This window comes from Flavobacterium sp. XS2P24 (assembly GCF_030010285.1).
In the GTDB taxonomy this organism is placed as follows: Bacteria; Bacteroidota; Bacteroidia; order Flavobacteriales; family Flavobacteriaceae; genus Flavobacterium; species Flavobacterium algoritolerans.
In genome coordinates, this window is sequence record NZ_JASCRU010000045.1 from 1 (window position 1) to 12343 (window position 12343).

The following is a 12343-nucleotide window of genomic DNA, read 5'->3' on the forward strand; positions in this document are numbered from 1 at the left end:
ACGAATTGAATAACCTCTTAGAGCTGTTTTTAATGATAGATTTCAAATATTCAATAAACCAGTAATAAATCAAAATTGAATTTAAACAAAAGAGGCTGTCCTTTTTCAGACAGCCTCCTCTAAAATTAATTTTTTTAAAACAGTAGATCTTGTATTTCCTTCGTTTTATCAAATACGCTTTTCGCGAAAGGACATAATGGTAAAATTTTAAGATTGTTTTCTCTGGCATATTGCACCGCTTCCATTACCATTTTTTTGCCTACACTTTGTTCTGCAAAATCAGGCTTTACTTCGGTGTGATCAATAATAAATTTATCGGTTCCTGCCCAAGTATACGTCATTCTTCCAGCTTCGATCTCGTTGTCAACGGCTCTAAAGTAGCCGTTTTTTGTTTCGTTTATTTGTTCAATTGTCATTTTTTTCTAATTTAATGCTGTTGTTATTTCGATAGGGTTGGTTAAAATTTTGTGTATGGGACATCTATCGGCAATGTTTACTAATCGGGCTTTTTGATCAGTGTCTAGATCCCCGAATAATTGAATGTTACGAATTATTTTGAATTTATTTTCTACTGAATCAGTTTCAAAAGTGACTTCAACTTTTACATCAGTTAAATTCCAACCTTTTCGATTAGCATACATACGTAAAGTGATACAGGTACAAGCTGCCAATGAGGAAGCGAGTAATTCTTTTGGCGCAAAGCCTAAATCTTTTCCTCCGCTACTTTCAGGTTCATCAGAAATGATGAAATTAGTTTCTGATTGTATTTCTGTTTTATAAAGTTCAGTGCCGATACTTGCTGTTATTTTACCCATATTATTGTCTTTTATTTTGTTCTGGAAGTGGAACAAATTCAGTTTCACCAGGAACTTTATCAAAGGTTTGTGCCAACCATTTTTCTTTCGCTTTTTCAATCAATTCTTTGGTTGAAGCAACAAAATTCCAATAGATAATTCGTTCTTCGGGAAAAGGATCTCCACCAAAAATATAAATAGTGGTGTTTTCTGCCATATCGAAGGTGCAGAGTTTACTGTCTTTGGCAATCAAAATTTGCTTTGGACCAAAAACATTTCCTTCACTTTCAATACTGCCCTCTAGAATGTACAAAGCGCTTTCGCCAAATAAATGCTCGCCTATAGTCACTGTTTGACGCGAAGTGCTTTTTAGTTCTAATAAATACAGCGGACTGTAAACTGGAACGGGTGATTTCTTGCCAAGTACTTCGCCAGCTATAAGTTTAAAAGCAATGTTATCCGTTTTCCATTCTGGAATTTGATTTTCAAGAACGTGAAAAAACGAAGGTTCCATTTCTTCTAATTCCTTCGGCAATGCTACCCAAATTTGAAGTCCGTGCAACATTTTGTTTGAACTACGCAAATATTCAGGTGTTCGTTCTGAGTGAACGATTCCTTTTCCAGCGGTCATCCAATTGATTTGCCCAGGTTTGATTTCCATTTCAGTTCCCAAACTGTCTTTGTGCATAATACTTCCTTCAAACAAATACGTCAAAGTGGAAAGTCCAATGTGTGGATGTGGCGGAACATCTAAATTTTCGTAATCGCTCATGCAGGTCGGTCCCATATGATCGATGAATGCAAATGGTCCAACCATTCTTTTTTCTCGAAAGGGAAGCAATCGCCCAACCATAAAGTTACCAATATTGCTTGGGCGTTCTTCTATAATCAGTTTTATGTTTGACATTTTTAAGGGTTTTAAAATATAAAAATAAGGAATTATTCTTCTAAATAACCGAATTTACCCATATTCACATCATTGAATGCTTGCATGATTTCGGCTTGGGTATTCATTACAAATGGTCCGTGCGCTGCAATAGGTTCATTGATAGGCTCTCCACTTAAAATCAAAACGATAGCATTTTCAGTTGCTTCAATAGTAAATTCTTCGCCTTCATTTTCAAATAATGCAAAATGATCTGCAGGAACATTTTCGCTGTTATTCACTTTTATGCTTCCTTCAATTACCAATAAACCGGTGTTGTAATTTGCCGGAAAATGGAAAGATGCTTTTGCTCCTTTATTCAATTTGGCATTTTGTAAATGTACTGGTGTGAAAGTAGAGGCAGAACCTTTCAAATTTTCATATTCTCCAGCAATAACTTCAATTACGCCACCATTTTCAGGAAGTTCCAATTTATTGATTTGGTCGTTTGTAATCCCTTGGTATTTTGGTGTTGACATTTTGTCTTTTGCCGGAAGGTTGACCCAAAGCTGTACCATTTGAAAATCACCACCATTTTTGCTAAATTCTTCTTCGTGGTATTCTTTGTGTAAAATTCCCGAAGCGGCTGTCATCCATTGTATATCTCCTTCTCCAATAATGCCACTGTTTCCAGAACTGTCATGATGCGCTACTTTTCCCTTGTAAGCAATTGTAACGGTTTCAAAACCTCTGTGTGGATGAACACTTACGCCTCTGGGTTGGTCTGTAGGCGGAAAATAAAATTTAGAATTATAATCCATCATGATAAATGGACTCATTCTTTTCATGTCTAAATGATATCCGCTCGGGATAAAATTGTGTACTCTAAATCCGTCACCTACCATGTGTGGTGGAGGTGGAGCTAATACTAATTCAATATTTTTTGTTTTCATTGCGATGTCTTATTTTAATTATAGTACAAATTTACTATGGATTAAAATCAGATGCATTGATGTAGGATAAGAAATGAAATTGTAAAGACTTAATACGGCTTAAAATTCCTTTTAGCTAATTCCTTGCGAACTCTGCTCAGGGTTTCGGGTGTAATGCCTAAATAGGAAGCAATCATCCATTGTGGAATACGTAAAGTAAGACTTGGGTAAATGGTTATGAAATCTAAGTAGCGTTGTTCAGCAGTTGCTCCCAATAATAAGTTCACTCGTTTTTGAAGTTGTCGAATGTGATTGTGTAACGCAGTATTGTCCTGCTCCCGAAAAGAAACGCTGATTTCTGCAGCGGCATTAATGAAGTTTTTATCGATAAACACAATTTCAGTATCTTCAATGGCATCAATAAACAATTCAGAAGGTTCATTGAAATAAGAACTGCTTCTGTCCGAAATAATCCAATTCTCAGCCGCAAACTGAATGATATGTTCTTTTCCGGTTTCGTCTATGGTATAGGAACGCAATAATCCTTTGGATACAAAAAAAGAATGATGGCAAATATCGCCCTGATGGAGCAGAATGGTTCCTTTTTCAACTTTTTTGGATTGCAATGTATCCGTAATCGAAAGAAACTGCTCGTCCGTTAAATTTGTTTTAGATTGAAAGTATGTTTTGAAAGAATCGAGCATAATTGTTTCAGGACTTTATGGGTGCAATTTGGTTGTTTTAAACTCCTTTAATTATTTTTTGAGTTGTTTAGGTTTAATTTATTCCTCCTAAATTTTTATGAATTCGTCTGCGTTTATAATGGGTTTGCCTAAGGTTATTGTCACCGGATATAATGCTAATATTTCCGTCAATTTCTAACATAGCCAGTTTTACATCTTTGAAATATTCGACACCATGTTCGCGCATGGCTTCTTTTAATTCATCAGAAGAAATATTTAATTTGCTTAATGCTTTAAAATCTAGGTTCCCGTTATGGATTAGAATTTCGGGTTTTTCCTGCATGAAATCGCCAAACTTCTTGTATTTGTACATCAACTTCTTTAAAATAAAATTGATGGTAAACAATACAGTTGCTGCAGCTATTCCGCCATAAAGGCTCGTGTTACTACCAACCATAGCATTCTGGACGGAGTTGCTTATGAGCAATATCAATATCACGTCGGCAGTGTTCAGTTGAGACAATTCTTTCTTGCCAAAAAGACGCAAGGCAATAACCATGAAAAAATAAACGGCTGTACTTCGAAGAATTATATCAAGATATTCGTTCATTTTTTGGCTTAAAGTAAAAAGTTCAAAATTTATCTGCAGACAGAAAACTATTTCATTTTAAAATTTTTCTCAATCGCTTTTATCATTTCACCTGCAATGTCTTTATTGGTAGCACCTTCAATTCCTTCCAATCCTGGGGATGAATTTACTTCTAATAATAAAGGCCCTTTTGAAGAACGAATAATATCAACACCTGCCACTTTCAGGTCCATTGCTTTAGTTGCTTTTATGGCGATTTTCTTTTCTTCTGCGGTTACTTTTATGATTGATGCAGTTCCTCCAAGATGAATGTTAGCTCTAAATTCACCAGGCATCGCTTCACGTTGAATGGCAGCGACTACTTTTCCGTCAATTACAAAACAACGAATGTCTTTTCCATTGGCTTCTTTGATGAATTCTTGGACTAATATATTTGCATTTAAGCTTTTAAAAGCATTAATAACGCTTTCTGCGGCTTTTTTTGTTTCCGCCAGTACAACACCTTTTCCTTGTGTTCCTTCCAGTAATTTTACAATTAAAGGAGAGCCTCCGACCATTTTTATCAAATCATCGGTATCCAATGGAGAATTTGCAAAACCAGTAGTAGGAATTTCTACACCGTGATTCAACAGTAATTGTAAAGAATATAATTTGTCACGCGATTGCGTAATGGCGTTAGATGAATTTAAGCAATATACTTTTAAGGCTTCAAATTGTCTGGTCAAAGCGCAACCGTAAAAAGTAATGCTTGGTCTGATTCTAGGTATAATAGCATCAAATTGATTTAATATTTTACCGCCACGATAATGAATTTCAGGTGTTTTTGCATCCAGTTTCATGTAACATTCCTTGATATTCAGAAAGTGCATTTCGTGACCACGCATTTCTCCTGCTTCCATAATACGCTTGTTGCTGTACAATTCAGGATTACTGGCTAAAAGTCCTATGCGTAAACCAGAGCTCGCTTTCTCAGAATTCTTATATAATTCTTTTAAGATGTCAGAAGTAGGTTGTCCCAAAAGGTATTTCTGTTCCGGATCAACAAGAACTCTTCCGCTCATGGCTTCTCGACCTAAAAGCATTCGAAAACCCATTGAATCCCGATTGGTTAATGTCATTTCAATAGGCCATTTTGAACTCCCTATTTGAAGATTTGTTTGAATAACATAGCGTTGTTCTCTAAAACCACTGGAACTTTTAACGATGCGTTTATCGATTAATGGTGCTTCACAATGAATCACCGTTTTTAGATTGTTTTGTATCGGGTTGATGTCAAATTTTACCCAGTTGCTTTCATTTTTGATAAATGGAGCAATGTTTATAGCATGTAAAGCGGATGTTTTCGCTCCCGAATCTACTCGGGCTTTAATAGTAGGAATTCCTAATTCTGGAAAAGAACACCATTCTTCACTACCTAAAATAACTTTGTTATCTGACATAAATTAATTTTGTTTAACCTTTTTTATAAAGACCAAATGTAAATATTTGTTTTCAAAAAAAGTATGTTTACTGTAAAGAATAAACCCGTTATGTTATAAAAACGTAACGGGTTTATTTTGCTATAATTGTTCGCTAAATTTAAGGATTTGTAGGTTCCCCAGCTTTATGAATTTGCACTGTTAACTCTTGTGAGCCATCTTCAATATCCATAAAAATCTCATCTCCTAAAGTAATTTTCGAAGTGATGATTTCTTCTGCAAGGGCATCTTCAACATACTTTTGAATGGCTCTTTTTAATGGTCTTGCGCCAAATTGTTTATCAAAACCTTTCTCTGCTATAAATGCTTTTGCTCTGTCAGAAAGATTCAATTGGTATCCTAATTCAGCAACACGAGCAAATAATTTTTTCAATTCAATTTCGATAATCAAATCGATATCATGTTTTTCTAAAGCATTGAAAACAATTACATCGTCAATTCTATTAAGGAATTCAGGAGCAAAAGTTTTTTTCAATGCATTTTCGATGATGCTTTTCGAATTATCGTCAGCCTGAGCCACTTTGGCAGCAGTTCCAAAACCAACACCTTGTCCAAAATCTTTTAATTGTCTGGCTCCAACATTGGAAGTCATAATAATTATAGTGTTCTTGAAATCAATTTTTCGACCTAAACTGTCTGTCAAATAACCATCATCCAAAACTTGCAATAACATATTGAAAACATCAGGATGCGCTTTTTCTATCTCATCTAATAATACAACACAATATGGTTTTCTCCTTACTTTCTCTGTCAATTGACCACCTTCTTCGTATCCTACATATCCCGGAGGCGCTCCAACTAAACGGGAGATTGCAAATTTTTCCATGTATTCACTCATGTCAATACGAATCAACGCATCTTCAGAATCGAATAATTCTTTAGCCAATACTTTGGCTAATTGGGTTTTACCTACGCCAGTTTGCCCTAAGAAAATAAAAGAACCAATTGGACGATTCGGATCTTTTAATCCGGCACGATTTCTTTGGATGGAACGAGCAATTTTCATTACTGCTTCTCTTTGTCCAATTACCTTACCTTCAATTAGTTCTGGAAGTTTAGCTAGTTTGTTACTTTCAGTCTGTGCAATACGGTTTACAGGTATTCCACTCATCATAGAAACTACATCAGCTACATTGTCTTCGGTAACTTCAATTCGGTTATTCTTAGCGTCTTCTTCCCATTGTTCTTGGGCAATAGCTAAGTCTTTTTCGATACGTTTTTCGTCATCACGAAGTTTAGCAGCCTCTTCGTATTTTTGTTTTTTAACTACAACATTCTTCAATTCACGTACATCTTCTAATTGACGTTCCAAGTCTAAAATTTGTTTTGGAACTTCAATATTGGTAATGTGAACTCTAGAACCTGCTTCGTCTAATGCATCAATGGCTTTGTCCGGTAAAAAACGTTCGGACATATATCTATCTGTTAGTTTTACACACGCCTCGATTGCTTCTTGTGTGTACGTAACATTATGATGGTCTTCATATTTGTTTTTGATGTTATTCAAAATGGTAATTGTTTCAGAAACTGATGTAGGTTCCACAATTATCTTTTGAAAACGTCTTTCTAATGCGCCGTCTTTTTCTATATATTGTCTGTATTCGTCTAATGTTGTTGCACCAATACATTGAATCTCTCCACGAGCTAATGCAGGTTTGAACATATTAGAAGCATCCAGTGAACCAGTTGCGCCACCAGCGCCTACAATAGTGTGAATTTCATCTATAAAAAGAATGATATCGTCATTTTTTTCTAATTCATTCATCACTGCTTTCATACGCTCTTCAAACTGTCCGCGGTATTTTGTACCTGCAACAAGACTAGCTAAATCTAAAGTAACGACACGTTTATTGAATAAAGTACGTGATACTTTTTTCTGAATAATTCGCAACGCTAAACCTTCGGCAATAGCTGATTTCCCCACTCCAGGTTCCCCTATAAGCAATGGATTGTTCTTTTTACGACGGCTCAAAATTTGCGAAACACGTTCGATTTCTTTTTCACGTCCCACAACAGGATCTAGTTTTCCTTCTTCGGCCATTTCGGTTAAATCTCTTCCAAAATTGTCCAAAACTGGTGTTTTAGATTTTTTATTTGATTTATTGGCTGGATTGTTGAAAGTTCCTTCTTTTAGACTGTCATCTTGTCCTGAATCGTCATTATATGATTCGTTTCGTGGCAAATTTTCTATAAAATCTTCTTCGTTTGGAGTCATGTTTAGATATTGTTCTTTAGCTATGTCATAATCAATTTTTAATTTATTCAATAGCTTGGTTGTTGGATCGTTTTCATTTCTTAAAATACACAACAATAAATGTGCTGTGCTGATAGACGAGCTTTGAAAAACTTTTGCTTCAAGAAAAGTGGTTTTCAATGCGCGTTCTGCCTGGCGTGTCAGGTGTAAGTTTTTCTTTTCAACATTTACTTCCAGGCTTGGACTTGCAGGACTTAAGATCTCTACTTTTCTGCGTAAATGATCCAAATCAACAGATAGGTTGTTCAATATTTGAATTGCTTTCCCGTTACCGTCTCTTAAGATACCCAGCATTAAGTGCTCAGTTCCTATAAAGTCATGACCTAGTCGCAAAGCTTCTTCTTTGCTGTAAGTAATAACGTCTTTTACTCTTGGTGAAAAATTATCATCCATAATATATATTTGATATCGTAAATTTAGTGAATTAGTAATTCAAAAACAAAAACCATTCCTATAAGAAGTGGTGTCAGCTAATAGACAAAAATAAAAATAATATTAAAGTTAAAATTCACTTAATTTATTAACTAAAAAGGCAGTAAAATTTGTTAATAAATCATTGAAATAACTAGTGTGAAATAGGTCTAAAAATTTCAAAAAGGCGTATATTGGCACGTTTTGAAACTAATATAATTTTTTAATATAACAACTTATGTCTGAAGGAGAAAAGTTAATTCCTATTAACATAGAAGATGAAATGAAATCAGCTTACATCGATTATTCGATGTCAGTAATTGTATCAAGAGCGCTTCCAGATGTTAGAGATGGCTTGAAACCAGTACATCGAAGAGTATTATTTGGAATGCATGATTTAGGAGTTAACTCCAGATCTGCCCATAAAAAATCAGCAAGAATTGTCGGGGAAGTTCTTGGAAAATACCATCCACACGGAGATACATCTGTTTATGATGCGATGGTTCGTATGGCACAAGAATGGAGTATGCGTTATTTATTGATTGATGGCCAAGGTAACTTTGGTTCTGTAGATGGCGATAGTCCTGCGGCGATGCGTTATACGGAGGCTAGAATGCGTAAGATTTCGGAAGAAATTTTGGCAGATATCGATAAAGAAACAGTTGATTTTAAATTAAATTTTGATGATACACTGCAAGAACCAACAGTTATGCCAACTCGTGTTCCTACCTTATTAATTAATGGGGCAACAGGAATCGCAGTAGGTATGGCTACTAATATGCCGCCTCACAACTTAACTGAGGTAATCAATGGTACGTTGGCTTTCATGGATAATAATGATATTGAAGTTGATGAGTTGATGAATCATATTAAAGCCCCGGATTTTCCTACCGGAGGTATAATATATGGATATGAAGGCGTTCGTGAAGCATTCAAAACCGGTAGAGGACGTATTGTAATGCGTGCTAAAGTTGGTTTTGAAGAAGTAGATGGCAGAGAATGTATTATCGTTACCGAAATACCTTATCAAGTCAATAAAGCTGATATGATCAAGCGCACGGCTGATTTGGTTAATGACAAAAAAATTGATGGAATTGCGAATATCCGTGATGAGTCAGATAGAAATGGGATGCGTATCGTTTATATTTTAAAACGTGATGCGACACCAAACGTAGTTTTAAATACACTTTATAAGTTTACACAATTACAATCTTCTTTTAGTGTAAATAATATTGCAATTGTAAAAGGGCGTCCACAAATGTTGAATCTGAAAGATTTGATTCATTATTTTATCGAACACCGTCATGATGTAGTGATTCGTAGAACGCAATTTGAATTGAAAAAAGCGGAAGCAAGAGCGCATATATTAGAAGGGCTGATTATCGCTTCGGACAATATTGATGAAGTGATTGCTTTAATCAAAGCTTCAAAAAGTACGGAAGAAGCAAGAGAGAAATTAATCGAAAGGTTCAATTTATCAGATATTCAATCTCGTGCCATTGTAGAAATGCGTTTGCGACAATTAACAGGTCTTGAACAAGATAAGTTAAGAACTGAATACGAAGAAATCATGAAGTTAATCGAGCATTTGAAAGCTTTATTAGCGGATGTAAACTTAAGAATTGCTTTGATTAAAGAAGAACTAACTGAAATTCGTGATAAATACGGAGATGAGCGTCGTTCTGTAATTGAATATTCAGGTGGTGATGTAAGTATTGAGGATTTAATTGCCGATGAAAATGTAGTAATTACAATTTCTCATGCAGGTTACATTAAACGTACTAATCTTACGGAATACAAAACTCAGAATAGAGGAGGAGTTGGACAAAAAAGTGCTGGAACAAGAGATCAAGATTTCTTAGAGCACATGTTTGTGGCAACAAATCACCAATACATGATGTTCTTTACCCAAAAAGGAAAATGTTTCTGGATGCGTGTTTATGAAATACCGGAAGGTAGTAAAACAGCTAAAGGTAGAGCAATCCAAAACTTGGTAAATATTGAAAGCGACGATAAAGTAAAAGCGTTTATCTGTACTCAAGATTTAAAAGATAAAGAATATATCAATAGCCATAACCTAATTATGGTAACCAAAAAAGGTCAGGTTAAGAAAACATCTTTAGAGAAATATTCTAAACCTAGAGTTAATGGTGTTGCTGCAATTACTATTAAAGAAGGCGATGAATTATTGGAAGCGAAACTTACTAACGGAGAAAGTCAAATTATTTTGGCTGTGAAATCCGGTAAATTAGTTCGTTTTGAAGAAACAAAAACCCGTCCAATGGGAAGAACAGCTTCTGGAGTTCGTGGAATTTCGCTTAAAGATGATACTGATGAAGTTATTGGCATGGTTACTGTAAATGATATGAGCAGCGAAATTCTAGTTGTTGCTGAAAACGGATACGGAAAACGTTCTAGCCTTGACGAATACAGAATTACAAACCGTGGTGGTAAGGGAGTTAAAACCTTAAATATTACCGAAAAAACAGGTAAGTTGATTTCGATAAATGCAGTTACAGATGCTGATGATTTAATGATTATCAACAAATCTGGATTAACTATCAGAATGGCTGTTGAAGATTTGAGAGTTATGGGACGTGCTACGCAAGGAGTGAAGTTGATTAACATCAAAGGAAACGATTCGATTGCCGCAGTTACAAAAGTTATGAAAGACGATGTGGCTGAAGTAGTTGTAGATGAAGAAGGTAATGTTATCGAAACGGAAGCTATCGAAAGAGTTAAACCAGTTTTAGAAGTTCTTGAAGACGAAGGTACGGAAGAGGATGACGACGAAGACGATTCTGAAGAAGAAGTTGAAGACGAGGCTGAAGGTGACGACGAAGATGACGAAGTGTAAATAAAAATTAGAAAACCAAGAATAATTATTAAACAAAAATAGAATATTATGAAAAGTAAATATGTATTACTAGCATCAGCATTATTGATATCAGTAGCTACTTTTGCTCAAAAAGATCAAATTAAAGCCGCAGAAAAAGCGTTGAAAGCTGGTAAGTCTCAAGAAGCAGTAACGATCTTGAATGAAGCTGAATATTTAGTAGTGAATGCTCCAGATGCTGAAAAAGCACAATTTTTCTTTGTAAAAGGGAATTCTTTATTAGATTTAGCCAACAAGAATGTTGATACTAATACCAATCTTTCGCTTGCTGCAAAAGCATACCAAGATTTAATTGCTGCTGAGAAAACTTCTGGGAAAGTAAAATTTTCAACTCAGGCTGCAGCTTCAATTACTGATATTAAATTCAAATTGATTAACGGTGCAATTGCTGATTCAAAAGTGGATAAGCATGCTGATAGTGCTAAAAAATTATATGACGCTTATTTGTTAGATAAAAAAGACACCATCAATTTATATTACGCAGCTTCTACATATGTAAATGCTAAAGATTATGATACGGCGCTTAAGTTGTATGATGATTTGAAAAATTTAAATTATTCTGGAAAAGGAACCAGCTATTTTGCAGTTAACAAATTAACTAGTCAAGAAGACTTTTTTACGACACTTCAAGAAAGAGACAGAATGGTGAAGTTAGGAACGCATGAAAAGCCAAGAACTGAAGTTGTTCCTTCTAAAAGAGGTGAGATTTATAAAAACATGGCTTTGATTTTAGTTGAAAAAGGTAAAACTGAAGAAGCTAAAAAAGCAATCTCTGAAGCGAGAAAAGCAAACCCAGGGGATACTTCATTGACTTTAACGGAAGCTAATCTTTATTTGGAAACAAAAGATTTCGATATGTACAAAAAATTAATCGCTGAAGTATTGGAAAAAAATCCAAATGATGCTGATTTGATTTTTAACTTGGGAGTATTAAGTGCAAATGCTAAAAATGTTGCAGATGCTGAAAAATATTACAAGAGAGTTATAGAAATTAACCCAAAATATATTAATGGGTATATTAATTTGGCTGCTTTGAAATTAGAAAATGAGAAAGCGATCATTGATGAAATGAACAAGCTTGGAACGTCTACTAAAGATATGAAGCGTTATGATGAATTGAAAAAGAAAAGAGAAGAGCTTTTTAAAGCAACAATTCCTTATCTTGAAAAAGCGGTTGAACTAGATCCTAAAAATACAGATGTTTCTAAAACTCTTTTAGGTGTTTACAGTGCATTAGAAATGACTACAGAATACAAAGCGTTAAAAGCTAAAATGTAAAATTATTTTTCAAATAAAAAAACCGTCTCGTTTTAAAAATAGACTACACCCAAAATTTTAGACAAATTTATAATTAATTTTGATAATAATGAGCTCGATATTGTGTCGGGCTCATTCCATTTAAATTCAGTTTTATTCTTTCAATATTGTAATATTTGATATA

Annotated in this window: 10 protein-coding genes; 2 read left to right on the forward strand and 8 right to left on the reverse strand. The window is 34.7% G+C overall.

Translation table 11 applies throughout. The annotated features are described in order from the left end of the window. Positions 1 to 134: 134 nt before the first annotated feature. From QLS31_RS15745 to QLS31_RS15780, 8 genes are all read right to left on the reverse strand, one after another. Positions 135 to 416, reverse strand: coding sequence for a GNAT family N-acetyltransferase (locus QLS31_RS15745; RefSeq protein ID WP_282744636.1), 282 nt, complete (start codon positions 414 to 416; stop codon positions 135 to 137). A 6-nt stretch (positions 417 to 422) separates the two neighbouring features. Continuing rightward, positions 423 to 815 (reverse strand): OsmC family protein, encoded by a 393-nt coding sequence (locus QLS31_RS15750; RefSeq protein WP_282744637.1) that lies wholly within the window; start codon positions 813 to 815, stop codon positions 423 to 425. A gap of 1 nt (position 816) precedes the next feature. Continuing rightward, complete coding sequence (locus QLS31_RS15755) at positions 817 to 1701, reverse strand: pirin family protein (RefSeq protein ID WP_282744638.1); 885 nt, start codon at positions 1699 to 1701, stop codon at positions 817 to 819. A gap of 32 nt (positions 1702 to 1733) precedes the next feature. Further along, a complete protein-coding gene (locus QLS31_RS15760) occupies positions 1734 to 2612 on the reverse strand; it encodes a pirin family protein (protein WP_282744639.1) in 879 nt (292 codons plus the stop codon). A gap of 89 nt (positions 2613 to 2701) precedes the next feature. Then, positions 2702 to 3295: a Crp/Fnr family transcriptional regulator gene (locus QLS31_RS15765; protein ID WP_282712811.1), complete on the reverse strand. Its 594-nt coding sequence runs from the start codon at positions 3293 to 3295 to the stop codon at positions 2702 to 2704. A gap of 73 nt (positions 3296 to 3368) precedes the next feature. Next, positions 3369 to 3884, reverse strand: coding sequence for a YetF domain-containing protein (locus QLS31_RS15770; RefSeq protein WP_121341923.1), 516 nt, complete (start codon positions 3882 to 3884; stop codon positions 3369 to 3371). 47 nt (positions 3885 to 3931) lie between these two features. After that, positions 3932 to 5302, reverse strand: a complete 1371-nt coding sequence (gene rimK, locus QLS31_RS15775; RefSeq protein ID WP_282744640.1) for a 30S ribosomal protein S6--L-glutamate ligase — start codon at positions 5300 to 5302, stop codon at positions 3932 to 3934. A gap of 139 nt (positions 5303 to 5441) precedes the next feature. After that, positions 5442 to 7988, reverse strand: coding sequence for an ATP-dependent Clp protease ATP-binding subunit (locus QLS31_RS15780; RefSeq protein ID WP_282744641.1), 2547 nt, complete (start codon positions 7986 to 7988; stop codon positions 5442 to 5444). 256 nt (positions 7989 to 8244) lie between these two features. Here QLS31_RS15780 and gyrA point away from each other — a divergent pair, with 256 nt between their 5' ends. Together gyrA and QLS31_RS15790 are read left to right on the forward strand one after the other, a co-directional pair. After that, positions 8245 to 10863 (forward strand): DNA gyrase subunit A, encoded by a 2619-nt coding sequence (gene gyrA, locus QLS31_RS15785; RefSeq protein ID WP_282744642.1) that lies wholly within the window; start codon positions 8245 to 8247, stop codon positions 10861 to 10863. 48 nt (positions 10864 to 10911) lie between these two features. Beyond that, positions 10912 to 12180: a tetratricopeptide repeat protein gene (locus QLS31_RS15790; RefSeq protein ID WP_282744643.1), complete on the forward strand. Its 1269-nt coding sequence runs from the start codon at positions 10912 to 10914 to the stop codon at positions 12178 to 12180. Positions 12181 to 12343 lie beyond the last annotated feature (163 nt).

Bases quoted from the DNA above. Each gene is read 5' to 3' on its own strand.
- gyrA (WP_282744642.1), top strand. From the start codon at position 8,245: ATGTCTGAAGGAGAAAAGTTAATTCCTATTAACATAGAAGATGAAATG.
- QLS31_RS15765 (WP_282712811.1), bottom strand. From the start codon at position 3,295: ATGCTCGATTCTTTCAAAACATACTTTCAATCTAAAACAAATTTAACG.
- QLS31_RS15760 (WP_282744639.1), bottom strand. From the start codon at position 2,612: ATGAAAACAAAAAATATTGAATTAGTATTAGCTCCACCTCCACCACAC.
- QLS31_RS15780 (WP_282744641.1), bottom strand. From the start codon at position 7,988: ATGGATGATAATTTTTCACCAAGAGTAAAAGACGTTATTACTTACAGC.
- QLS31_RS15790 (WP_282744643.1), top strand. From the start codon at position 10,912: ATGAAAAGTAAATATGTATTACTAGCATCAGCATTATTGATATCAGTA.
- QLS31_RS15755 (WP_282744638.1), bottom strand. From the start codon at position 1,701: ATGTCAAACATAAAACTGATTATAGAAGAACGCCCAAGCAATATTGGT.
- QLS31_RS15745 (WP_282744636.1), bottom strand. From the start codon at position 416: ATGACAATTGAACAAATAAACGAAACAAAAAACGGCTACTTTAGAGCC.
- QLS31_RS15750 (WP_282744637.1), bottom strand. From the start codon at position 815: ATGGGTAAAATAACAGCAAGTATCGGCACTGAACTTTATAAAACAGAA.
- QLS31_RS15770 (WP_121341923.1), bottom strand. From the start codon at position 3,884: ATGAACGAATATCTTGATATAATTCTTCGAAGTACAGCCGTTTATTTT.
- rimK (WP_282744640.1), bottom strand. From the start codon at position 5,302: ATGTCAGATAACAAAGTTATTTTAGGTAGTGAAGAATGGTGTTCTTTT.